Origin of the sequence: Paenibacillus timonensis, from assembly GCF_022427145.1 — a bacterium.
Classification (GTDB): domain Bacteria; phylum Bacillota; class Bacilli; order Paenibacillales; family Paenibacillaceae; genus Fontibacillus; species Fontibacillus timonensis.
Genome location: NZ_JAKSXN010000011.1, coordinates 67,446 through 90,208, shown reverse-complemented (window position 1 = coordinate 90,208; position 22,763 = coordinate 67,446). Strand labels below are relative to the sequence as shown.

Here is a 22,763-nt window from a genome sequence, read left to right as displayed (position 1 = left end):
ATTGTAACAAAGTCAGGCCTCGGAAATAAAATAGAGAGGTTCAGCCGCGAAGCTGCAACCCCTCTTGTCGTCTTGCAAAAATGTTAGATGTCCCCGTCGCTCCACAGCATATCCCGCCGTTTCGGCCGGGCTAACAGCTTGATTCCGCCGCCGATCAGCAGCACGGCGACGATCGTCGGCCGGAGGTATTTCTCGATCCGAAGATGCAAGTGAAGCTCGGGGAAGTTCGCGTCCAGCACCGGAACGATGAGCTCCATTCCGACGAAATACACCCCTAACAGGATCAGCACGATACCCAGCCAATGCTGGTATTCGCCGCGGGTTTGTAGCAGCGGGTGATCCTCCATCGGCAGGATCCCGTAACGGCTCGTCTGCTGCAGACCGTCAAAGAAACAATAAAACCAGATGATCGGGATGACGAACAGAAACACCGAAAGCCGCAGCACGTCGATCACATAAAAGCTGCCCAGGAACAGGACCATCATCTGCAGGCCGCGTTTTTGGAGACCCAGATACATTTGGCCCGCTCCCGGAAATGCGGACAGCAGCGTTGCCAGCACTTTGCTGCGACGGCCTTCGATTCGGCCGGCCTCCCAATCGTCGAACGGAGTCCGGTCGACGAGCGGCTCCCCCGCCAATTTCCGGTGCACCAGCTGCACCGCGTCGAACATGCTGTACAGCCAAATGATCGGCAGCAAGCCGAGGAACAGCAAGAAGACCGATTCATGCGTAATGCCTGTTACGAAAAACATCATCGTGATCAAGCCGAAAAAGGCGATCAAAAACGATAATCCCCGCTGCATCAGGCCCAGCTGAAAATGGCCCAAGCCCGGAACAAACGACAGCAGAATCGTAAAGAATTTCTCCGATTCTCTTCCTTCGCCCGTCATCTGCCGGACATGCTCCCGGTAAGCGCGTTCCTCCGGGGATTCGCGAAGCATCGTAATCAATAGATCGGCCATCGAGATCAACCAGAGAAGGATTGCCGCGATAAGGGTCACCATGGCCAGCTCCCCGCTATCCGCGGCCATCGCGACAACGAATCCAAACAGCAGTCCGCCGAAGAACAGGATCGGGTACGTGATCCCCCTTCCTTTTTTGCCCCAGTACAGATGTCCCACTCCCGGGATGAAGTTTAACAATAAAGCTAGCAGTCGATTTCGCTCATACGGCATATGTTTTCTTCCTTTCTTCTATCATTCTATGAAAAATCCACGCGTTAGCGTTGCCACCCGTCCAACCAGCCGGTCGTCGCCTCCATCATCCGTTCGCTTAAGGAGGACGGATTCGGGCGATTCATCAGATGATTGGTCTCCGCCGCGATTTTATCGAAAAATCCGCTGCCGAGCAGCAACGCCGTCAAGGTCGCCGCGATCGCGTAATGCAGCAGCGGGTGTCGGGCCCAGGTCTTGCGTATGCCGCTTCGCGCCACGCTATCTTTCATTTGCGGAAGCTTTTCCAAAATTGATTGTAAGTAGGCTTCTTCCTCAATTGGATGCGGAAGCTCGCTTTCCAAGGAGGACAATGCGGCGGCATAGGCGGCGAAAGCTGCCTCATCCCCTTGCAGCAAAGCTTCCATGCGCGCCTCCGTGTTCGGATCCAGTCCGCCGCGGATATAGCTCCGCCACAATGCTAAATCCTCAGGCTGCTGATGGCTCATCCCCATTCCTCCCTTGACCAATGCTCGCGAATATAGGCCCTTGCCCGGTACAGCCTCGATTCGACGGTTTTTACCGCCACGCTAAGCTCCGCGGCAATTTGTTCATGGCTTTTGCCTTCCAGGTAAAATTTCGTGACGATCTGGCGGTGTCCCGCCGGCAGCCCCGCAACTCGCTGGCGTACCTCCGTGCTCCGTTCGGCGTCGATCAAGCCAAACAGCTGGTCCTCTTCCGAACCCGACGCCTGCAGGTCCAGATCGGCCGGGTCCCAATGTTCTTCCTTGCGACGGTCCCTCTTCCGCTTGATGTCGATCGACTTGTTGACGGCAATCCGGGTCATCCAGGTCTTGAGACCTTGGGAGCGATACTCCGGGAGAGCTTTATAGATTTGCAGAAAGGTTTCCTGCGCGGCGTCCTCCGCTTCCTTGGCATCATGCAGCACCGAATGGGCCACCCGGTACACATAGGTCCCGTATTCCCGGACCAGCCACGGAAAGACGCTGCGGTCTCCCTGCTGGAATCTTAGAATAAACGACGTTTCATCAATGACTCTCCCCTCCTCCCCAATAGATAGACGACGGTTGTCCATCCTGCCCCTGCACTATTTAAAAAAACGTTTGAAACCGTTAAAGTTCTACAAACTCCCGCAATTTGAAATGAATGTCATAATATATTACATAAAATTCGGATATTTTAAATGTTTTAAAACTGCCTTTAAGAACGCTTAGGAGGACGAAAACACAAGGACCTACATGATTTAAGCGCTTTAATGAGCCTTTAACTCGTTTGTCAATATACGTGACATCAAACTATAATTTCACTCAAGTTAACGGATCTCGCGTTAGGTTTAATTACATATCGTTAACTAAAAAACATCTTGGAGGTTGATGGAATGAAGAAGTGGACATCCCGAAGTTTGAAGGCCTTATTGGTCACCGGCCTCGCCGTGACCGCGTTGCTCCCCAATCTATATCTCTCGCCGGCTTCCGCGGCCGAAACCGTTACGGGCACCGTTAACTCGACCGAAGCCGTAAAGAAGCTGCCGAAAGTGCAGGTCATCGCCACCGGCGGTACGTTGGCCGGGCAATCCACGGATGAAACGAGCTTCCAAACTTATCGGGCCGGTTCGCTGCCGATCGCCGATCTCGTGGCATCCCTCCCGAATAAGGATCAAATCGCCGAGGTCTCCACTTATCAGTTCGGCAACTCCGGCTCCAGCGCCTATACGATTGAGCAATTATACGATCTTTCCTTAAAAGTAGATGAAGCCCTCAAAACCCAGGACGGGGTCGTCGTCACAACGGGTACGGATACCATGGAGGAAATCGCCTATTTCCTCGACCTGACCGTACGTAGTCCGAAGCCGGTCGTCATCACGGGTTCGATGCGGCCTTGGACGGTCATCGGCACGGATGCTCCGGCCAACCTCTATAACGCCATTAAGCTGGCGGCGAGCGGGAAAACGAAGTATTTCGGCACCGTTCTGATGCTGAACGACGAGTTCCATGCCGCACGCGAAGTCACGAAAACGAACTCCTACCGTACCGATACGTTTGTGACTCCGGAAATCGGAGCGCTAGGTTATATCGACGAAAAAACGATCCGCGTATACCGCGCCCCCTTCCGCGCCTTGAAATCGACCACGGCTTGGGCTACGCCGTTCGATTTAAGCAAAATCACCAAAAAAGACTTGGCAAAAGTAGAAATCGCCTATTCCTATCAAGATGCCGGCGCTGGAGCGATCAGCGGCTTCGTTGCGAACGGGGCTAAAGGCATCGTCACTGCCGGCACGGGAGCGGGCGGCATTTCCAAAGCGATGAGCGAAGAGCGCAAAGCCGCCATCGAGAAGGGCGTCGTGTTCGTGACGACAACCCGGACCGGCTCGGGCAGCAACTATTCCAGCGGCGACGGCGTTATTGCCGGCGACAACCTGAATGCGGCTCACGCCCGCATCCTCTTGTTGCTGTGCTTGTCCTTCTCTAAGGACTTCGATACAGTCAAGGATTGGTTCACCACGGTTGGGTACGGCCAAATTGAGCTTCCGGCCAAATAAGGAAGCCTATCTCCATAGAACAAGCCGCGCGTTCGTTAAGTACGCGCGGCTTGTTTTTTGCCTGATTGACGAGCTTGTGGGGAACCGGTAAGATTTGGGTGGAGGTGTTGATCCAAAATGACATTACTGCTTACTTTGGGCGGAATCATGATGTTCCTCGCCGTCGCACTCGGTGCCTTCGGCGCCCATGCCCTTAAAAACCGCTTGACCGAGGATCGGCAGAAAACGTATCAGACCGGGATTCAGTACCATATCGCCCACGGACTGGGGTTAATTCTGCTTGGTCTTGCTGCGGCGCAGTTCGAGAGCGAATCGCAAATCGTACTCGCCGGTTGGTTCCTGTTTGCCGGGATGATCCTGTTCTCCGGCAGCCTGTATGCCTTGAGCTTGACCGGCATCCGCAAATTAGGCGCCATCACGCCGATTGGCGGTGTTTGCTTTCTAGCGGGCTGGGTGATCTTCGTCATCGCCGCGATCCAAGGCTGACTTTCCCCTGAACCCCGACTAGGTAGATCACGACGAACAAAATCATGCTGACGGGCAGGATCAGAAATCCGCGCTCGTAGCCGACCAGGTCGATGATCTTTCCGAAAAAGAAATTAAACCCGATGTCGAACAAGGAAGCGACGCTAATGATCGCCCCCGTCGCCGTGGATATCATGGCCGCGGGGTAAAACTTCTGCAGCATCATGACGATCGTCGGATACAGGATGGAGAAAAACAATCCGCTGGCGCTCAGCAGCCAAAGCCCCGACGCTCCCCACAAAATCCCCGCAACGTAAAGGGCGCAAGCCGCAAGCGCAAACGCCGTAATGCTCCGGAACAGGCCGATTCTATCGATCAACGGGGAGAACACCAGCCTGCCTACCGTAATGCCCCCGAAAAAGACGGCCAAATAGTTCGCCGCCGCTCCTTTGGACAAATCCAGGTGAAACGTCCCGTAGGCGACCAGCCAGTTTAAGATGCCATGCTCGGCGATAAAGTAGAAACCAAACAAGAACACCAGCGGGATGAACGAGCGGCTGGCCAGAACGTCTTTAAACCGGTACTTCCGGCTGGACCCCGCCCCCGTTTCCCCTTCACTCCGATTATCGGGAATCCGGTTCAAAGAAAGGATCAGAAACGCGACGACGCCCAGGACGAGCAGAATAACGTTGGTCAACTTCCAGTCGGCAAAACTCTCAGCGAAGTTGCCCGCCAAGCTTTGGCTCCCGGTCGTGCCGATCCCTTGCACGAAAAACAAAAAATTCACCGCCAGCCCCGGCGTCGTTACAAAAAGCAGCGGGGTCACGATGTTAATCGTCGTGCTCAGCAAGGTGGAAGCGCCCATCGCCAGAAACATTCCGATCAATATGGCGTAAAAGTTATCCGACAGCACGAACAGCAGCAACGCCAGCATCCAGACGATCAGCATCGCCAACATCGCTTTCTTCCGTTCGAAGCGGTCTATTAGCCTGCCCCCGGCCAGCAAAAAGAAAAGATTCCCTCCATAACTGACCGTGACGATTTGCGCCACCTGGTCGGCCGTCAGCCGGAAATGATCGGCGAACACGACGGAAAATACGCCACGCAAACTATCGCTAGCGCCAAGCGCAATCATCAAAACGAAAAATCCCCAAAACACGTGGTTCTTGTTCTTCACGGCGGCACTTCTCCCATGACGGTATGTATTGGTTTCACATCAAAAGGCAGGCTGCTTTATGCGTAACAGCCCGCCACTCGTATCATATCAAAAATTCGGCAATCCAGCCGCAATGATTTCAAGCATTACTACTGCTTGGAGCAGGCCACGACATGCGTCTCCCCTTCTCCCACTTCGACGGCGATGAAGGAGATTGCGCCCTCTACGAGATGGAAATAAAAGATTGCTGCGGTCGGACATTAAGCTTACAATCGATAGAGATCGGCGATAACTTGATCGAAGCGGCGGTTCCCAAAGCCGGGGTCGTCCGCTTGATCCGAAAGATTGCGGAGGGGCAGGCACATGTCAAACCTTGAACGCGTACATGTTATTTTCAAAACCCATCTTGATATCGGATTTACCCATTTGGCCGCGAACGTAGCGAGGCAATATCGCGAAGAGTTTATTCCGAAAGCGCTTGATCTGGCCGAACGGATGGCGGACGGCCCGGGAGCCGACCGGTTTGTTTGGACGGTAGGATCGTGGCTGATCCAGCACTATCTTGAGCTGGCCGACGAGGCGGATCGAAAGCGCATGGAACGGGCAATCGAACGAGGCTTCATCGCCTGGCACGCGTTACCCTTCACGACGCATACGGAGTTAATGGATCCACGGTTGTTCACCGACGGCTTGTCGCTGAGCCGCCGTCTCGACGAACGTTACGGCAAAACGACGATCGCCGCCAAAATGACCGACGTTCCGGGACACACGATCGCCATGGTGCCGCTGCTGCAGGAAGCCGGCGTGCGGTACTTGCACATCGGCGTGAATCCGGCTTCGAAATTGCCGGCCGTCCCGAAGCTCTTTCGCTGGAGAACGTCGGACGGCGCGGAAATCATCGTCAATTACGCCGGGACGTACGGCGAAGTGCTGGAGGCGGACGGCCTGAAAGACGCGCTCGTCTTCGCCCACACCGGCGACAACTGCGGGCCGCCCGCCGAAGCGGAAATTCGGGCGCAATTTGCAGAGCTTCGGCAGCGATTCCCCGGCGCGGAGGTCATGGCCTCCACCCTGGACGCCTTTGCCGCCCGGCTTGAGGCGGTGCGGGATCGGCTGCCGGTCGTGACGGAGGAGATCGGCGATACCTGGATTCACGGGGCGGCCACGGACCCGCGCAAGCTGGCGGAATACCGGGAGCTGCTGCGTCTCCGCCGCCGTTGGCTTGCCGAAGGCGGCATCAGCCAGGACGACGCCGACTACCGGGCGATGAGCGAAGCTTTGATGCTGGTAGCCGAGCACACCTGGGGGCTCGACGTGAAAAAGTGGCTGCCGGACTTCCGCCATTATGCGAAAGCGGATTTCCGCGACGCCCGCGCCAGGGACGACGTGGACCCCGCCGATATCCCGGCAAAATACGGCTATATCGGCGCCTTCGCTTTGGATGAATTCGATAAGCAGTCCAGCGCTTTGTTCAACAAGGAGTCCAGCCGGCGCTCCTACTCCATGCTCGAGAGCTCCTGGGCCGAGCAACGGGGATACATCACCCGAGCGGCTCAGGCGCTGCGACCGGAGCTGCGCCAAGAAGCCGAACGGGCGCTCGCGGATTTGACGCCGCGGAAGAGTTGCTTAAGCGACGCGGTACCTCGTCTTGCGCGGACGTCTTGCCGCGGAGGCCGGTTCGAGGTTGCCTTCTCCGAGCGCGGAGCGATCATCGAGCTGATCGACGGCAACGGCAAGAATTGGACGAGCGAGCGCTATCCGCTGGGCGAGTTTGTTTACGAAACGTTCGGCACGGAAGACTACGCCCGGTATTTCCGGACTTATCTGGAGAACCTCCCGGTCACCCACCCGTGGGCGGACGCCGATTTCGGCAAACCCGGGTTCGAGCAGGTTCGGCCGCTCCCTGCCCACCGATTGTATTCCCCGGTGTTGGATGCGCTGGAGTTTCAAGAACTCGCGGCTTCGGACCGTTACGTGATGCGGCTGCGCCTGCCCGCCGAGGCGGCGGAACGGTACGGCGCCCCAAGGGAGCTCGAGCTCGCGTACGATTTTCCCCACCGGGAGTCGGCCATCGACGTCACGTTGCAATGGTTCGGCAAGGAGGCGAACCGGCTGCCGGAAGCCTGCTGGCTGAGCTGCGGGTTGGCCGTCGATAATCCGAATTTGTGGATGATGAACAAGCTAGGCCGCGCCGTGTCGCCGCTGCAAGTCGTCAAGGACGGCAACCGCAACCTGCATGCGGTCGACGCAGGCGTCTTTTACGAAGGGGCCGACGGAAAAGCCGCGATCGAAAACCTCGACGCCGCGCTGGTCGCTCCGGGCGAAAGACGCATGCTCCGGTTCGACAATACGTTTGCCTCTTTGGAGCAAGGCTGGCATTTTAATCTGCACAACAATATTTGGGGCACCAACTTCCCGATGTGGTACGGCGAGGACGCCAAATTCCGCTTCCGCGTCAAGCTGGAGTCCCACCCCAAATCGTAAGGAGAGGAGCGGAATCCTATGGCGGATAAACGATTAATTCTCTTTTTGGATAGCGGCGACACGCTCGTCGACGAAGCAACGGAAGTGCGGGATGACGAAGGCATCGTCGTGAAGGCGGATCTGATCCCCGGCGCGAAGGAACTGGTCCGGGAGCTGCACGAACGCGGTTATACCTTGGCCCTCGTTGCCGATGGCGAGGCGCAGTCGTTCAAGAATATCTATCGTCAGCACGGGCTGTACGACGCATTTGCGGCCATGATCTATTCGGAAAATATCAAAGCGGAGAAGCCCAGCCCCCGCATGTTCAAAGCGGCGCTTGGCGCATTGGATTTAAGCGAAGCCGATATCCCGCGAATCGCCATGGTCGGCAATAATCTCAGCCGCGACATCAAAGGAGCGAATGCGCTGGGGATCACCAGCGTGTTCTTGAAATGGACACCGCGCTATCCGCATACGCCGGCTGGCCCCGAAGAAGAACCCGATTACGCGATCAATGAACCGTTGGAATTGCTGGAGCTGGCGGAACGGTTGAATGCCCGGTTATCTGCGGTAAAGAACTAGGCAACTAGTTCCGAACCCATATCATGACGTGCCGGATGTAAAAAATACCTGCAAAAGTGCAGTTATTTCGGTCGATTTTTATGATTTCGGCGAAATAGATGCAAAAATGCAGGTATTTTTCTTAATATTCGCGATAATCGTGCTTTCTCTCCTAAATAACTGTATTTTTGCAGGTATTCGTGAGAATTTAGCCGTTCCCGGGAAAATACCTGCACTTTTGCAGGAATTTGCCGGGATCGCTTCATTGCGCAGGAAGGGCTCGCCTTTACCGCAAATTTTTCTTACGATGGAATGAATCGAGGCACGTTCGATCATGGATCACGGACAAATTGCTTCCGCGGCCGGATTCGCGTACTCCGGCACCGCTCCCTACTCGAACGCGTTCAACCGCACCCGCAGAAAATTGTAGATTTCTTCCGCGATGTTGGCTTGGCAGCAGGATTCCAGCCCTTCGAACCCCGGAGAGGAGTTGGCTTCGCAAATTTTGAAGTGTTCCCCGTCGAACAGTAAGTCGATGCCGGCGATGTCCAGGTTTAATAAACGGGCCGCCTCCAGCGCCAGCCATTCGATCTCCGGGGTGATTTCGTACGGTTCCACGTAACCGCCGCGCGAATAGTTCGCTTTGAAGCTGTCATTGCCGGAGCTGCGCTTCATCGCCGCAATGGCGCGGCCGCCGATGGTCAGGACGCGCAGATCCACGCCGCGGCTGGACGCCACGAACTCCTGCAGGATCATGGTGGCGTTCTCCTTATAGGCGTTGATCATTTCCAGCAAATCGATGCAATTCGAGCGGTTTTCCGCCAGAAAAACTCCGCTGCCCTGCGATCCGGAAATCGTTTTGACGACGACCGGAAATCCCAGATGCTTGTCCACCAGTTCAACATCCACTTTGGAGCGAATCAACATCGTTTTGGGAACGGGTAAATTGTATTGCGCCAAAATCTGCAGCGTGAACAGCTTGTCCTTGACCGTATCGATGCTTTGCGCCGTGTTCAAGGTATGGACGCCTAACCTCTCCAAGTGGCGGATCAGCGCCAGCCCGAAGTAATTCGTCCCCGCCCCCATCCGCGGCAGCACGAAATCGGGAAGCGGCAGCACTTCGCCGCCCACCATCACGCTTTTCCGGTCATCCCGCGTGACGATCAACTCGAACTGCTCGGGTGCGAACACCCTCACGTCGATCCCCTGCTTCTCGGCTTCTTCCACCAGTCGCTTGATTTCATAGGTTTCCGGCTTCACGTCGTTTGCGGAGCTTTTATAAATGATCCAGCCTTGCATCGGTATCGTCCTCCCGGGAATGGTCATTGGATGAACTCTCTCCCCAGTGTACGTCCTCTATTCGTTTCAAGTATGATGGCAAATCGTGAATCATGTAAAATTCGCAGTCATAAAAAAGAGAGCGCCCTCTCCCATTGAAAGAAGGCACCCTCACTCTCTTATTTCGTTCGATTAACGCATGCCTCCGCGGAACCGCTGCGTATAGGCTTTGACGTCCTCTGCCGTACGCACGCGGTTGCGGCTCCATTCCAGCAGGATCCGGTCAATGTACCGGAAATGGATCTTCCCGGCGAATACCGCTTCCTTCAGCGCCAGCCGAATCAGTTCTTCCGGATAACGGTCCTGATCCACCCAACCGGAAATGGTCTCGCATTCCATCGGCGAAAGCGGGCGGGCGAATTCTTTTTCGAAGACGACAAACAGATTCCGTTCCTGCTCCTCCCGTGCTTCGGATGCAAGATCCGCCGTTTGACGTCCGGACGCAGCCGGTTGCTGTGCAGCCAGCCACTCACCTAACCGCTCGTACATTCCGCTCAAATTGTAATGCTCCGAACGAATGCCGGTCGCTTCGTCAACCGCTTCGTCAATGCTGATCCAGCCTTCCTTCAATAAACCGCGAATGACCGGGGCCAGCGTTCCGGGCGCCATGTCCATCCGCGATTCCAATTGCCCGATCGACGGAAAATCGTTGCGCTCGGCTTGTTTGAAAGCAAGCAGCTGGATCAGAAGCATCGCTTCCGTATCGCTTAAGCGGAGCTTGCGGTAATGAGCCAACAGCGGGAATGGCACGTTCACCGTCCCCGCCCCCATCCCGAAAGCGATCCCTTTTGCCCAAGCGTTGTTGCCTTCATTCATGGCCATATGATCAAGCTCACCTTTCAAAACGGCTTAAGGATACAACCGGTATAGAGTCCGCGGGAACGGAATCGTCTCGCGCACGTGATCCAAGCCGCAAATCCAGGCGACGGTCCGCTCCAATCCGAGGCCGAAGCCGGAATGCGGCACCGAGCCGTATTTGCGCAGGTCCAGGTACCATTGGTACGTTTCCGGCGACAGGTTATGCTCCTTGAAGCGTTCCTCCATCAGAGCCGGATCGTCGATCCGCTGCGATCCGCCGATGATCTCCCCGTAACCTTCCGGAGCAATCATATCGGCGCACAGTACGACTTCAGGCCGGTTCGGATCCGGCTTCATGTAGAACGCCTTAATCCCTACAGGATAATGCGTGATGAATACGGGCTTCTCGTAACGCTCGGCGATCGCCGTTTCATGCGGCGCCCCGAAATCCTCGCCCCAAGGAATATCAAAGCCTTGCGAATGCAGGTACTCGATCGCTTCGTCGTACGTGATCCGCGGGAACGGCGCTTGGATGCCTTCCAGCTTGGACACATCGCGGCCCACCGCTTCAAGCTCGGTCCGGCAGTTCTTCAACACCGATTGCACGACATGGCTGATGAAATTCTCCTGCACCTTCAAGCTTTCCTCGTGATCGGTGAAGGCCATTTCCGGCTCGATCATCCAAAACTCGATCAAATGGCGGCGCGTCTTGGATTTCTCGGCGCGGAACGTCGGTCCGAAGGAATACACTTTCCCTAACGCCATCGCAGCGGCTTCCATGTAAAGCTGTCCGCTTTGCGTGAGGTAGGCGTCTTCCTCGAAATATTTCGTATGGAACAGGTTGGTGGTTCCTTCCGCCGAAGTTGGGGTCAAAATCGGCGGATCCACCAAAGTAAACCCGTTTAGATCGAAAAATTCCTGCACGGCGCGAATGATTTCAGCGCGGATCACCATGATCGCCCGCTGCTTCGAGGAACGAAGCCACAGGTGACGATGGTCCATCAGGAAATCGACCCCGTGTTCTTTTGGCGTAATCGGATAGTTTTCAGTCAAATGAAGGACCTCGATGTCGGTTACCGTCATTTCAAAGCCGGATTGGCTTCGCGGTTCCTCGCGAATCACGCCCGTCACGTACATCGAAGATTCCTGGGTCAAGCTCTTGGCGTTGTTCCAGGTCTCCTCGGATACTTCGTTCTTGACGACGACGGCTTGGATGTAGCCGGTCCCGTCGCGGAGCTGCAAAAATTGAATTTTTCCGCTCGAGCGTTTGTTATTCAGCCAGCTGCCGATGACGACCGTTTCCCCGACATGCTCATTCACTTGACGAATCACAGTTTTGACCGCCATGCCTTTATCTCTCCTCTAACGATAACTATATTAAATACACAAAGGATTAAATTCGCCGCGCTTTACTTCGATTCCTGCACGAGGTGCAGCGTATCGCGGGCAATCATCAACTCTTCGTTCGTCGGGATGACCAGAACCTCAACTTTGGAATTCGGAGTCGAAATCCGGCGAGGTTCCCCGGAACGGATCTTGTTCAGTTCCTTGTCCAGTTCAACACCCAGATAGCTCAGGTTTTCGCAGGTTTTCTCGCGGACGATGGCCGAGTTTTCGCCGACGCCGGCCGTAAAGACGATGACATCCACGCCGTTCATGGCGGCGGCATAAGCACCGATGTATTTGCGCAGGCGATATTCGTACATTTCGAACGCCAGCGTTTCATTCGGTTTGCCGGCTTCCCAGCCGTCCGTGATGTCCCGCATGTCGCTGCTGCTGCCGGAGATGGCGAGCAGACCGCTATGCTTGTTCAGCATCGAGTTCACTTCGCCGATGGACAGCTCTTCCTTGTTCATGACGAAGGTCACGACCGTCGGATCCAAGTCACCGCTGCGCGTTCCCATCATCAAACCTTCCAAAGGCGTAAGACCCATCGAAGTATCCACCGATACACCGCCTTTGACCGCGGTCAAGCTTGCGCCATTACCGATATGGCAAGTGATGATCTTCAGATCTTCGATCGGACGGTTCAAATATTCCGCTGCCACTCGGCTGACATATTGATGCGAGGTACCATGTGCGCCATAACGGCGGATGCGGTGTTTCTTGTAAAGAACCCGCGGAATCGGGTACAAATATACTTTCTCATCCATGGTTTGATGGAAGGCAGTATCGAAGGCGACCACGTTCGGTACACCCGGCATGTTGGCTTCGGAGGCATTAATCCCCATGATCGCCGGCGGATTATGAAGAGGCGCCAGGTCGAACAGACGACGGATTTCTGCTTTGACTTCCGGCGTGACGAGGGCGGAACCTTTAAACGCTTCGCCGCCGTGAACGACACGGTGACCGACGGCTTGAATCTCATCAACCGATGCGAGAACGCCATGCTCCTTGTCTGTCAATTTCTCAAGCACTTTGCGAATCGCAGTAGTATGTTCAAGGATTTCGCTGACTTCCGTTACATCCTCTTTACCGGTTGGTTTATGCGTCAAGATCGAGGAATCCATACCGATCCGCTCAACCAGTCCTTTAGCCAAAACCGATTCGTCGGTCATATCATAAAGTTGGTATTTCAGGGAGGAGCTTCCCGCATTAATGACTAACAGTTTCACAGCCGGTCACCGTCCTTATCGTATTTGAAGAAACCTTCGCCCGTTTTTACGCCCAAACTGCCGGCACGCACCATTTTCTTGAGCACGAAGGAAGGACGGTATTTCAATTCGCCGAATTCGCGGAACATGCGTTCCAAAGCGGCCAAGACCGAATCCAAACCAAAGCGGTCGGCCATTTCCAGCGGTCCATATTGGAACTGGTAGCCCATGCGCATGGCTTCGTCGATCTCTTCCGCGGAAGCAACGCCTTCGCCAAGCACGTGCAAAGCTTCATTGATCATAACGCAAATAATCCGGGAGGTCACAAAGCCCGGAGATTCATAAACCATGATGCCGCGTTTCTCTACGACCTCTTCCACGAAACGTTTCGTTTCCTCAAACGTCGAATCCGAAGTTTTCAAGCCGCGGATAATTTCCACCAGATTGATTTTGGCAACGGGATAAATAAAGTGCATGCCGATGACGCGCTCCGGATATTTCGTTCCGCCGGCGATTTCGGTCAAACTAAGCGTCGATGTGTTGCTTGCTAAAATGATGTTGCTTGGGCAAACCTGATCCAGCTGTGTGAACACCTCTTTTTTGGCATTCAAATCCTCCGAAATGGTCTCGATCACCATGTCGCAGGTTCCGAGTTCGGCAAAATGAGTAACTTTATGGATACGGGATAAGATCAGTTTCTTCTCCGCTTTCGTGATCGCCCATTTCTCGAGCTGTTTATCCAGACTCGTCTCGATCATGCTGTAGGCATGCTCCAATTTATCGGCTGTCTCCTCCACGAGCAGTACGTCCAGTCCTTTAGCCGCCAGCATTTCGCTGATGCCCTGACCCATCGTACCGCCGCCGATGACCCCTATTCGTTTGTAGTTCATGGTCCTCTCGCTCCATCCTTTCATCGTCTGTACATAATATGGTTTCCCAGATGTCGAATCATACATCTTCTTACACCCAACATATAATAATATCTTAGCACGAAGAAAAAGTAAAAAAAAATAACCGGCATCATGAATTATGCCGGTAAATGGACGCTGTCACGAAATTGACAACGGAATTGCTCGCCGGAAAGGCGTTCTTCTTTTAATAAGATATCGAGGGATTTGTCGAAAACCGCCGAATGCTGTTGCAGCATTTCTTTTGTTCTAGCGGCAAGATCCTCCAAAATCCGCGTGTTTTCGTTCATCAGCACTTCGGTGGTCACCATGTCCATGTTGACGATTCCAAGCCGGGTCAGTCCGGACGTCATCATCGTATGCACGATTTTTAACGCCTGCTCGAAATCGTTGCTTGACCCGGTACTGCGGCCGCCGTAATAGATTTCTTCCGCAGCCGCCCCGGCCAAGGCGATCATGATCTGGCCTTCCAGATAGGACTTGGTGTACAAATATTTCTCGTCCTGGGGATTGTGCCGGACATAACCAAGCGCTCTTCCGCGCGGGCTTAATGCGACCTGGCTTACGCTGCCCGGAGCGACAACCTCGGCGGCAATCGCATGACCCAGTTCGTGGATGGCGACGCGGCGCTTCTCTTCCTCGGCGGCCTGCCGGTCCGTCTGCTCGCCCATCAGCACTTTATCGATAGCCATCGACAAATGGCCTTGGGTGATTTGATCAACCTCATCCCGCATCGCGTAAATCGCCGCCTCGTTCATGACGCTCTCCAGTTGCGCACCGGAGAAGCCGTACGATTCCTCGGCGATTTTGTCCAAATCGACGCCCTCCTGCAGCGGCTTGTTGCCTGCATGCAGCTCGAGGATATGACGGCGGCCCTTCTTGTCCGGCAGATCAACCTGGATGTGCCGGTCGAAACGGCCGGGACGCAGCAAAGCGCTGTCCAGCATCTCCTTGCGGTTGGTCGCGGCGATCAACAAAATCCGCGGCGTATCGGAAGAATAAATCCCGTCCATCTCCGTTAGCAGCTGGTTTAGCGTTTGATCGTATTCGCGTTGCTGTCCGCCTTCCCGTTTGCCGCCGATGACTTCGATTTCGTCGATGAAAATGACCGCATTTTCCTTGTTCTCTTTGGCCGCTCGGGTTCTCGCCTCTTGAAACAAATCACGAATCCGGCTTGCCCCTACGCCGACATACATTTCAACGAATTCACTGCCCGAGGCCGCGACGAATACGGCGTTCGTGTAATGCGCCGCCGCTTTGGCGAGCAGCGTTTTCCCGGTTCCCGGAGGACCCGTCAGCAAAATCCCTTTGATCGGCCGAATGCCGAACTTGCTGATTTCATCTTGACGCACCATAAAATCCAGCGCTTCGCGAAGTTCTTGCTTGGCGCTCTCTTGTCCGCCGATCTGATCAAAGGTCAGCTTCGCCGGTCCGCGCTTTTTGCGTTTCCGTTCCTGGGCGGCTCCGATCGTGATCCCGCCGCCGCGCATTTTGATGGCAAAAAACAACGCCCCGAACAACACCATGGCCACGACGAGCGGAACCACGTTAACGCCGGTCACCGCCAGGAAGACGATCAGGACCGGAATAAAGCCGATTGCGGCTTCGATCATCCATTTACGCATTCGGCCATACCCCCATCCGTTCCGGCGTACGCGGCAAAATCACGAATTTACTATACTGTCCATCCGTTAAGGTGATATAAACATTCTTATCATCCATCTCCGCCGTAGCCTTCAGCTTGCTGTTTTCTTGCTCCATCTGCTTCAGAGCGGCGGTAATTTGCGTATACTGCTTGTTTTCCATCGCTTGGGCGACGGTAAACAACGCTTTTTCCCACAGTTGGTCGAGCTCCGGAGAAGACTGCTCCTCTACGTCCAGCTTCAGGGTTCGTTTGCCGATTTGCTCTTTCCCGTTCTGCTCGATCTGACGAACCAACGCACCGAGATCCGTCCCCGGTTCCAGCTTCAGCTGAAGCGACAGCTCATCGGGTTTAATGTCCATTTCTACATGATTGACGCCTTCCACGCTTTTTACGATATTCTCCAGCGGACGCTCAATCGCCCACTGCCGATATAGGAACCATCCACCAAACAAAACGAAGGCGGAAATGGCGATGCTTGCAGCTATTGGTCCAATACGCAGTTTCACGTGATGTCCCCCTTATTTATAGTCATTATCTATTCGATATATCATACCGTATATCAAAACTACAAATAAGAGTATATCACATCGTATATCAAATATCGAAGGAAAGTGTGAAGATATTTAAAAATTTAAGCTAGTAGTTCTACCCCGAAATGCTACAAATTCTCAAGCATTGCCGGCAAATCGTTGATATGCTTAGCCAGCCAGTTCATTTCCTCGGCGAATCTTACGGGAGGCGGGCTATGAAGCTCCATATGATCATGGATCCACCAGACGCTTTCCATATACCACAGCATTTGCAGGGAACGCGTTAATAATCGATCTTCGGTTGCCGTTGGCTGCTCTTGCCTATACCCCTCCATAAATGCCGAAGCCAAAGACAAGTCCAACGATTCGCTAAATGCGCAGGACATTACCGCACGCGCAATATCCAATTGGGGAAAATCATAATTGAGCCGATCGAAATCCAAAACTGCGGCTACGGCATTGGATTCAAACAGCAAGTTATCCATCCAAAGATCGCGATGAGCCCAGCCGGGTTCCATCCATTCAAACCATTCCAGATCGACGTTCTCCGTTGCAATCCGCTGCGTTTCAATGAGGGCGAGCCATTGAAGATTCCCGCTTCCCTGAGGCAGATCCTGAAGATCCATCCAATGCTTCATGCGCTCTTCGCGGGCCGGAGGGCAAAACAGGGAGGAGCTCTTCCGACCCAACGTCCCATCATTAAGTAGCTTATGCATTTGTCCCGTGATCCGGCCTAAATCATAGACTTGATGAATGTTGGCTTGTCCCGGCGGCACAAGTTGCCCCTCACAATAGCCCATCACGACGAATCTCTCGCCGTTAGCTGACTCAATCATCACCTCTCCGTTCGACGTAAGGAGCGGAGGGCATGGAAAACCGAGCCCGCTTAATCGCAATTGTTGCCTAAAGCCAACTGCAGCGTCTCCGGTTTATAGGATTTATACCGTTCCCGATTATATTGCTTTAGGACAAAGTCTCCGAAATCCGTGGCAATTTTCCATTTGTAGTTCAACCAACCTCTTCGGATCGGTATAACCTCCCTGATTGGACTGGAGAAATGATGCGAAAATGCCAGTTTCAAATCCTCCAAAACCCTTTCCTCCTGCTGTGCCTGATCGAGTCGTTCCAAGCCGGTCCCTCCTTAAAAAATAAAACGGTCCCGCCATTCAGGCCTTTCGCCTAAACATCGAAACCGTTTATTCGTGAATAATTCATCGATTACTACACCCGTCAGCGATTCGGTAAGGTAAACACTTCCGGCAGCGGTTCGCCGGTCGTAAAGCTGAAGAACCGGTAATAATGATGATCCTTCTGCTTGTAGAACAGCTGCCAGACCAGTTGGTTATTATAGATGCCCGGCAGCAACCGAACAACCCGGATGCCCGGCAGCGATTGTTTGATGATCGCGCGGATCTGGCTTTCGGACTTCCCTTCCGACAGCAAACGCACCTCAGGGTCTTGTCCTTCTCGAAGCCATACCATCATTTTGCGTCCGGACTCGTCTTCCCCCTGCACCACCCAGGTGACTTCATCCCATATCGACTTCCACACCTTGTCGCCCCGGACCAGGTCCGTCTCCTGCTTCGCCTGCTGGATGGCGGCTCTTTCGGCTCTCCACGTATCCTCATGAATGTATAGATAAAACCGGTGGAGTCCCAGGAGCACGATCAGCAGGATCACGATGGACAGCAGGATCCATTGGGTTCGCTTCCTCAACCTACTCTTCCTTTCCCATCCTAGCGTATTACCGTGCCAGCAGACCCTCGAATGCCGCTTGCGCATCATGCCGGATGCGTTCCTCATCCAGCGTTAGGCAGGCTCCATGTTTGACGACCTGTTTGCCGTTCACCCATACATGCTCCACGTCTTTGGGTCCAGCGGAATAAACGGCGTGGGAGATGAAATCCGTTTTCGGCAGGAAATGGGCTTGCTCCGTATTTAAGGCGATGAAATCCGCCTTCATGCCGGCGGCAAGCTTCCCGGTATTCGGCAAGGAGACCGACTTCGCGCCGTACTCCGTCCCCAGCTTGAGTGCTTCCAGCGCAGGAACCGCCGTGGGATCCCCGGATACACCTTTGTGAATCAACGCGGCCAAGCGAATTTCCTCCAGCAGGTCCAGGTTATTGTTGCTTGCCGGACCGTCCGTGCCCAGAGACACCACTATGCCCTTCTTCAATAGCTCCGGTACGCGGGCTACGCCGCTGGCCAGCTTCAGATTGCTGCCCGGATTATGCGAGACGGCAACGCCATGCGCCGCCAAAACGTCGATTTCCTCGTCCGTCAAATGGACGGCATGGGCGAGCAGCGTCGGGCGGGAGAACATGCCTAGCTTCCGCAGATGCTCTACCGGGCGGACGCCGTAATCGTTCACGTTCTGCTCCACTTCGGCGCGCGTCTCCGACATATGCGTATGCATCGGCAAGTCCAGATCATGCGCGGCTTGCACGAATTTCTCGATGAAGGCCGGCGGACAGGTGTACGGCGCATGCGGCGACATCATTGTGGTGATGCGGCCATCCGCCTTACCGTGCCAGTTTTGGGCAAACGTAATCGCTTCTTTTAGCTTCTGATCTTGCTCCTCCGGCGAGCACAACCCGATCGCCCCGCGCATCAGCACGGCGCGAATGCCGGATTCCTCCACGACTTTGGCCACTTCGTCCATATGATCGTACATATCCAGGAAGGTGGTCGTACCGCCCTTAAGCATTTCCAGTACGGACAACGCCGTTCCGGCATAAACATCGGCGGAAGTGAACTTGGCTTCCATCGGCCACATTTTTTCTTGAAGCCAGGTTTGCAGCACCATGTCATCCCCGTAGCCGCGCAGCAGCGACATCGCCGCATGGCCGTGGGTATTGATCAGCCCCGGCAGGAACAACAACCCTTTGCCGTCAAACGTCTCGGCGCCTTCCACGCCTTCCGGGCGTTCTTCGCCGATATAGGTGATCATGTCGCCCTCAACGAGCATATATCCGTGAATCACGGGACGATTCGTTTCCAATACGGCAAACGTCCCGTTCTTAATTAACCATTTACGACTCATAACGTAGCTTGTTCCTTTCCGTCCTCCAAGTAATACGCCAAACTGAGCAGGTCCGTGGTGAAGTCGGCGGCATGAATCCGCACTTCCGGCGGTACTTTCAGGATGGTCGGAGCAAAATTCAGGATGGCCCCGATGCCGGCTTTAACCAGTTCGTCCGCCACACGCTGGGCTTCCGTATCCGGAACCGTAATGATCCCGATGCGGATATTTTTCGCACGGACCGTCTCTACCAGTTCCTCGATCGGCTGAATCGTGATGTTGTTGATCTGCGTGCCGATCTTGGCTGGCGAAGCGTCGAATACCGCGACGATTTTCATATTATCCTTCAAATACGCATTATAATTCGAAAGGGCTTGGCCCAGATTACCGGCCCCGACCAGGGCAACGTTAATCTGTTGATCCAGATTCAAAATTTGTTGGATCTTCTCGATCAAATAGGCCACGTCGTAGCCGATCCCCTTCCGGCCGAAATCGCCGAAATACGCCAAATCCTTACGGATTTGGGCAGGATTCAGATCCAGCTTTTGCCCGAGCTCTTGCGAGGACACCGTCGGGACCTCCCGGCGGCTGAGTTCGTTCAAGAAACGCAGATAAACCGGCAGTCTGCGGACGACGGCGTCCGAAATTTTTTCTGACTTCATGCTTCGTTCCCCCTATTCTTCAATACATTCAATGAAGCGGTTTAGGCTTCGGGATTCAACCATTCCGAGATGCGAGGCACCATTTGATTCATCGGCATATGCTCCATCTTCGGTCCGGGTAAAGAGTATAAGAAATATTTCCCGTAATAAGATTCTAGGATGCGGGTATCATAAACGATCACGATGCCGCGGTCCTGCGACGAGCGGACGAGCCGCCCGAACCCTTGCTTGAAGCGAATAACCGCTTGCGGGACGGACAACTTCATGAACGGATTTTTCTTCTCCCGCTGCAGCCGTTCACTCTTGGCTTCCACGAGCGGGTGGTTTGGCGGCTGAAAAGGTAAGCGAACGATCGCCAAGCTCGTCAACGCCTCGCCGGGGATATCCACTCCTTCCCAGAAGCTGCTCGTCCCGAGCAGTACGGAAGCGTTCTGGCCCTGGAACCGCCGGGTCAGCTTGGTGCGGCTGCCGCTGTCCATCCCTTGTCCGATAACAGTAATCCCCTCCGCCGAGAGCAGCTCCTTCAGCGGGTCGTATACCTGTCTGAGCATCCGGTAGGACGTAAACAGCACCAGCATGCGGCCTTGGGTTGCCACCGCGGCATCCGCCAGCGATTGCACCAGCGTTTGAATGAAGTGGTCGTCCCCCACGCTGCCCTTCACGCTCGGAAAATCGCGCGGAATGACCAGCAGCGCCTGATCCCGATAATTAAACGGCGAGGGCAGCATCGCTGTGATCAGCCGATCCTCTTGCGCCGCCTCCGTCAATCCCAACTGCTCGATCATATATTGGAACGACTTATCGACCGACAAAGTCGCGGACGTCATGACGACGCTTTTTTTCCGGTCGAAGAAAAATTCCTTCAACTGGGCGCTGACGTCGATCGGTACCGCGTACATTTGCAGCGATCTGCTGCGGTAGTTCCCGTTGGCTTCCATCCAATAGACGGTGTCTTCGCTCTCCAGCTTCATGAAGAATCGCAGCGATTCCCGTTCCCCCGCCAAGTCCTTGAACAGGCCGCTGATATCGGTCAGCAGGCTCTCCGCGGCATAGTCGTCCTGCTCCTCCCGAATTTCGGATAAGAGGCGATCCCCTTTGCGTAGCACGTCGCCCAGCCCCACGTAAATCTGGTTTTCGAGCGCGGTCAACGTCTCCCAATCCTTTGGCTTTCGGGCCGGCAGCAGCCGATACACGAATTGTCCCGGATCGCCCGGTGCCGCATCGCTGCGATCCGGCATCAAGCTGAACAGCAGTTCGCTGAGCTTGTCCCAGCTCTCCTTCACGTCCACCAGCGTCGGATAAATGCCATCGATCACCGAGCACCATTCCGTTGCTTTCTCCGCGGCCGACGCCTCAAGCGAGCCCCGAAGGTTTGCCAGTTGCCCCGTCTTGCTGTCCTTGAACAAACGGGTCAGCGTATGGACGACCGTAAAATACTTCATATGAATCCCCAGATGTTTGCCGGCCACATCCTCCAAATGATGCGCCTCGTCGATGACCAGCCGCTCGTAACCCGGCAGCAGCTGATGCCCGGCTTGGATGTCCGTAAACAATTTTGAGTGGTTCGTAATGACCACGTCCGCCACTCCGGCTTCGTGTTTCGCGCGATGATAGAAGCATTTGCGGAACCAGGGGCAGGATCGGCCCAGGCAGGAATCCGATTCACTGGCCACTGTCTCCCAAAAATCACCGCCGCGATTTCCGAGATTCAGCTCTTCATCGTCGCCGCTTTCCGTTTGCGTCAGCCATACGACCATTTGCGCGGCCGTCATCACCTCTTCTTTAGGCGTCGCGAAATCTTTCCTATTCATTTTATGTTCAAATTTGCGCAAGCACAAATAATGCTGCCTTCCTTTAAATACGGCGGCGCGGAAAGGAAAAGGCACAACCTCCGTCAATAACGGCACGTCGCGTTCCCGCAGCTGCTCCTGCAGATTGATGGTGTGCGTGCTGACCATCACCTTCTCTTCGTTCTTGACGCTGTGGTAAATGGCCGGCAGCAGGTACCCCAGGGATTTCCCGGTTCCCGTTCCGGCTTCGACGAGCAAATGTTTGTCTTCCTCGAAAGCCCGCATGACCTCGTTCAGCATCATGTTCTGGGCTTCCCGCTCCTCATACTGCGGCAAACGCTCCCGCAGACGTTCCCGGACCTGTTCCATGAACTGCTCGAACGTCACGTCCGCCAGCGGATTTCGATCCGCGCTGTCCCTCGGCGCCTCGATGTCCAGCCAATCCTCTACCTGCAGGGCGAATTGACGATAATACACAAAGCCGTCTTCGCTTGGCATCGCCTCGCGTTCCTTCTCCTGCACCATCGCGTCAAAAAACCAACCCAAATCGCTGTCCTCGCCGGCGAACAGATCGGCCAACCGTTGCAAGGTCAAGAGCGGCAGCTGCACGCATTCCTCCAGGCATTTCAGGAATATGAGCGCCGTCGCCAGCGCGTCGCTATCCGCCTGGTGCGGACGATCATGCTCCACTTCGAACTCCGTCGCCACCAAGCCCAGTTGATAGGAAGTGAGCGAAGGAAACAGGATTTTCAAGAAATCCATCGTATCCAGGATGCGGCCGGTAAACGGCAAATACCCTGTTTTGTCCAAAGCGCTCTGCAGGTAGTTAAAATCAAACGCTACATTGTGCCCGACCAAGACGACGTCGTTCAGGAGCGGAACCATTTCCATCATCACTTCGTCCAGCTCCGGCGCATCCTTGACGTCTTCCTCGGTAATTCCCGTCAACCCCGTAATAAACGGAGGGATCGGAATACCCGGTTTGACGAAGGAACGGTAGACCTGCGAAATCGTCTTATCCGGTTCTATAATGGCAAGTCCCACTTGAATAATTTCATCGGAGGACTGGTTACCCGTCGTTTCAAAATCAAGCACCGCATATTTCATTGCTATTAGTAGT

23 protein-coding genes are annotated in these 22,763 nt (G+C 54.6%); 6 read left to right on the top strand and 17 right to left on the bottom strand.

The annotated features are described in order from the left end of the window. Positions 1-83: 83 nt before the first annotated feature. The 3 genes from MJ257_RS06370 to MJ257_RS06360 are packed head-to-tail and all read right to left on the bottom strand — an operon-like array spanning position 84 to position 2,247. Positions 84-1,175 carry a hypothetical protein gene (locus tag MJ257_RS06370; RefSeq protein WP_240268428.1) on the bottom strand — a complete coding sequence of 364 codons (1,092 nt, stop codon included), beginning with the start codon at positions 1,173-1,175 and terminating at the stop codon, positions 84-86. A 44-nt stretch (positions 1,176-1,219) separates the two neighbouring features. Further along, positions 1,220-1,660, bottom strand: coding sequence for a hypothetical protein (locus MJ257_RS06365; protein WP_178022623.1), 441 nt, complete (start codon positions 1,658-1,660; stop codon positions 1,220-1,222). Beyond that, a complete protein-coding gene (locus tag MJ257_RS06360; RefSeq protein WP_178022624.1) occupies positions 1,657-2,247 on the bottom strand; it encodes an RNA polymerase sigma factor in 591 nt (196 codons plus the stop codon). The genes MJ257_RS06365 and MJ257_RS06360 overlap by 4 nt, the downstream gene beginning before the upstream one ends. Before the next feature lie 303 nt (positions 2,248-2,550). On the opposite strand from MJ257_RS06360, the gene MJ257_RS06355 reads away from it, so the two are divergent. Both MJ257_RS06355 and MJ257_RS06350 read left to right on the top strand, forming a co-directional pair. After that, entirely contained in the window at positions 2,551-3,711 is a 1,161-nt protein-coding gene (locus MJ257_RS06355) for an asparaginase (RefSeq protein ID WP_240268427.1), read from the top strand. A gap of 117 nt (positions 3,712-3,828) precedes the next feature. After that, positions 3,829-4,197, top strand: coding sequence for a DUF423 domain-containing protein (locus MJ257_RS06350; RefSeq protein ID WP_240268426.1), 369 nt, complete (start codon positions 3,829-3,831; stop codon positions 4,195-4,197). On the opposite strand, the gene MJ257_RS06345 is transcribed toward MJ257_RS06350, so the two are convergent. Continuing rightward, positions 4,175-5,353, bottom strand: coding sequence for an MFS transporter (locus MJ257_RS06345; protein WP_240268425.1), 1,179 nt, complete (start codon positions 5,351-5,353; stop codon positions 4,175-4,177). The genes MJ257_RS06350 and MJ257_RS06345 overlap by 23 nt on opposite strands. A gap of 209 nt (positions 5,354-5,562) precedes the next feature. Between MJ257_RS06345 and MJ257_RS06340 the strand changes: the two genes are divergently transcribed. Genes MJ257_RS06340 through MJ257_RS06325 form a run of 4 tightly spaced genes read left to right on the top strand, consistent with a single transcriptional unit; the run spans position 5,563 to position 8,672 of the window. Further along, positions 5,563-5,709 carry a hypothetical protein gene (locus MJ257_RS06340; RefSeq protein WP_240268424.1) on the top strand — a complete coding sequence of 49 codons (147 nt, stop codon included), beginning with the start codon at positions 5,563-5,565 and terminating at the stop codon, positions 5,707-5,709. Further along, positions 5,696-7,816 (top strand): DUF5054 domain-containing protein, encoded by a 2,121-nt coding sequence (locus MJ257_RS06335; protein ID WP_240268423.1) that lies wholly within the window; start codon positions 5,696-5,698, stop codon positions 7,814-7,816. The genes MJ257_RS06340 and MJ257_RS06335 overlap by 14 nt, the downstream gene beginning before the upstream one ends. Positions 7,817-7,834: 18 nt before the next feature. Beyond that, entirely contained in the window at positions 7,835-8,377 is a 543-nt protein-coding gene (locus MJ257_RS06330) for an HAD family hydrolase (RefSeq protein ID WP_155605310.1), read from the top strand. Positions 8,378-8,405: 28 nt separating this feature from the next. Beyond that, complete coding sequence (locus MJ257_RS06325; RefSeq protein ID WP_240268422.1) at positions 8,406-8,672, top strand: hypothetical protein; 267 nt, start codon at positions 8,406-8,408, stop codon at positions 8,670-8,672. Positions 8,673-8,746: 74 nt separating this feature from the next. Here MJ257_RS06325 and MJ257_RS06320 read toward each other — a convergent pair whose 3' ends face one another. The 13 genes from MJ257_RS06320 to dinG all read right to left on the bottom strand — a co-directional run bounded on the left by MJ257_RS06320 (position 8,747) and on the right by dinG (position 22,750). Then, a complete protein-coding gene (locus MJ257_RS06320) occupies positions 8,747-9,655 on the bottom strand; it encodes an ATP-grasp domain-containing protein (RefSeq protein WP_240268421.1) in 909 nt (302 codons plus the stop codon). Positions 9,656-9,826: 171 nt separating this feature from the next. Next, entirely contained in the window at positions 9,827-10,516 is a 690-nt protein-coding gene (locus tag MJ257_RS06315; RefSeq protein ID WP_240268420.1) for a DnaD domain-containing protein, read from the bottom strand. Positions 10,517-10,543: 27 nt separating this feature from the next. Continuing rightward, on the bottom strand, positions 10,544-11,839 hold the full coding sequence (gene asnS, locus MJ257_RS06310; RefSeq protein ID WP_240268419.1) for an asparagine--tRNA ligase: 1,296 nt from the start codon (positions 11,837-11,839) through the stop codon (positions 10,544-10,546). Positions 11,840-11,901: 62 nt separating this feature from the next. Then, on the bottom strand, positions 11,902-13,107 hold the full coding sequence (locus tag MJ257_RS06305) for an acetate/propionate family kinase (RefSeq protein WP_240268418.1): 1,206 nt from the start codon (positions 13,105-13,107) through the stop codon (positions 11,902-11,904). Next, positions 13,104-13,976 (bottom strand): 3-hydroxyacyl-CoA dehydrogenase family protein, encoded by an 873-nt coding sequence (locus tag MJ257_RS06300; protein WP_155605314.1) that lies wholly within the window; start codon positions 13,974-13,976, stop codon positions 13,104-13,106. The genes MJ257_RS06305 and MJ257_RS06300 overlap by 4 nt, the downstream gene beginning before the upstream one ends. Before the next feature lie 137 nt (positions 13,977-14,113). Beyond that, positions 14,114-15,619 (bottom strand): AAA family ATPase, encoded by a 1,506-nt coding sequence (locus tag MJ257_RS06295; protein ID WP_240268417.1) that lies wholly within the window; start codon positions 15,617-15,619, stop codon positions 14,114-14,116. Continuing rightward, positions 15,612-16,145, bottom strand: coding sequence for a hypothetical protein (locus tag MJ257_RS06290; protein WP_240268416.1), 534 nt, complete (start codon positions 16,143-16,145; stop codon positions 15,612-15,614). Before MJ257_RS06290 ends, MJ257_RS06295 begins: the two co-directional genes overlap by 8 nt. A 152-nt stretch (positions 16,146-16,297) precedes the next feature. Next, entirely contained in the window at positions 16,298-17,005 is a 708-nt protein-coding gene (locus tag MJ257_RS06285) for a phosphotransferase (RefSeq protein WP_240268415.1), read from the bottom strand. 50 nt (positions 17,006-17,055) lie between these two features. Continuing rightward, positions 17,056-17,298, bottom strand: a complete 243-nt coding sequence (locus MJ257_RS06280) for a hypothetical protein (RefSeq protein WP_240268414.1) — start codon at positions 17,296-17,298, stop codon at positions 17,056-17,058. A 101-nt stretch (positions 17,299-17,399) separates the two neighbouring features. Beyond that, the gene (locus MJ257_RS06275) at positions 17,400-17,885 is read right to left on the bottom strand and encodes a cell wall elongation regulator TseB-like domain-containing protein (RefSeq protein WP_240268413.1); all 486 of its coding nucleotides are present in this window, start codon (positions 17,883-17,885) and stop codon (positions 17,400-17,402) included. Positions 17,886-17,913: 28 nt separating this feature from the next. Then, the gene (locus tag MJ257_RS06270; RefSeq protein WP_240268412.1) at positions 17,914-19,212 is read right to left on the bottom strand and encodes an amidohydrolase; all 1,299 of its coding nucleotides are present in this window, start codon (positions 19,210-19,212) and stop codon (positions 17,914-17,916) included. Beyond that, a complete protein-coding gene (locus MJ257_RS06265) occupies positions 19,209-19,853 on the bottom strand; it encodes a redox-sensing transcriptional repressor Rex (protein ID WP_240268411.1) in 645 nt (214 codons plus the stop codon). The genes MJ257_RS06270 and MJ257_RS06265 overlap by 4 nt, the downstream gene beginning before the upstream one ends. A gap of 41 nt (positions 19,854-19,894) precedes the next feature. Further along, entirely contained in the window at positions 19,895-22,750 is a 2,856-nt protein-coding gene (gene dinG, locus MJ257_RS06260; RefSeq protein WP_240268410.1) for an ATP-dependent DNA helicase DinG, read from the bottom strand. Between the last annotated feature and the right edge of the window lie 13 nt (positions 22,751-22,763).